At 60.1% G+C, this 1,056-nt stretch carries 1 protein-coding gene; it reads right to left on the reverse strand.

Features of this window, described 5'->3' with window-relative positions; genetic code table 11:
• Positions 1–15: 15 nt before the first annotated feature.
• Positions 16–970, reverse strand: a protein-coding gene (locus AC0L25_RS32395; protein ID WP_473599180.1) for an IS630 family transposase whose coding sequence is annotated in 2 segments (ribosomal slippage) — positions 16–652 and positions 651–970 — 957 coding nt in all. Because the reading frame shifts where the segments join, the coding sequence is not laid out codon by codon here.
• Positions 971–1,056: the final 86 nt, after the last annotated feature.

The following is a 1,056-nucleotide window of genomic DNA, read 5'->3' on the forward strand; positions in this document are numbered from 1 at the left end:
TAGAGCATCGGACGTTCAAGTGAGTCCATACCCTGCTGCTGTGAAGTAGTTTCTGCATTCAACTGGCGAGAACAGATTGCAGATATCGCCGATTGCCTGCCACAGAGCGTCGATGGTTCTGATGGCCTTTGCGCGCAGATGCGCCTTGAGCTTGGCGAAGGCCATTTCGATCGGGTTGAGGTCCGGGCTGTAGGGCGGCAGGAAGAGCAGCCATGCGCCCTTGGCCCGTATCGCGGCCTCGGCGGTCTGACTCTTGTGGGCAGCGAGATTGTCGAGAATGACGATATCACCCTTTTCCAGCGTCGGAGCGAGTTGCGTTTCGACATAGGTCTCGAAGATGCGCCGGTTCATCGGCGTGTCGACGACGAAAGGGGCGGTGAGCCCATGACAGCGCAGCCCGGCGATGAAGGTCTGCGTCTTCCAGTGTCCGAACGGTGCCTTTGAGCGCAGCCGTTGGCCTTTCAGGCAGCGGCCGCGCGGCCGCGTCATCTTCGTAGTGGTTCCGGTTTCGTCGATGAACACCAGCCGATGCGGCTCAAGCCGCATTCGTGGCTGGCGCTTGGCCTGCCATTCCCGCCGCGCCTTGCTGATGTCGGGACGATCTTGCTCGCTGGCCTGCAGCGTTTTTTTTGAAGCGGTAGCCGTTCCTGATGAGCCAACGCGAGATCGAGGCGGGAGCGATCTCGACGCCTGCAGCTGCGGCCAGTTCGGCGGCAAGCTCCGGCATGGTGATATCGTCCTTCTCGGCTACATGGCCAAGCAGAAACTGGCGATGCGGGTCGAGCTTGCAATGGCGTCGGCCACCACTGGCCTTGGGCACCAGGCTCCCGGTCTTTCGATAGTTCCTCACCAGGATCACGACGAACGAAACCGATACACCAAAATGCGCCGCAGCCGAGCGCCGTGAATGGCCGGCTTCGACATACCCGACTACACGTTCACGCAGATCGATCGAATAGGGCTTGGGCATCGCAAATCACCTCCTACAGGAAGTGAATCACGAACGTCGCCTCACTGGAATCCCCTCTCGATTCAACCTGAGCGTCCGACGCTCTA

This window comes from Mesorhizobium sp. WSM4813, assembly GCF_055811555.1.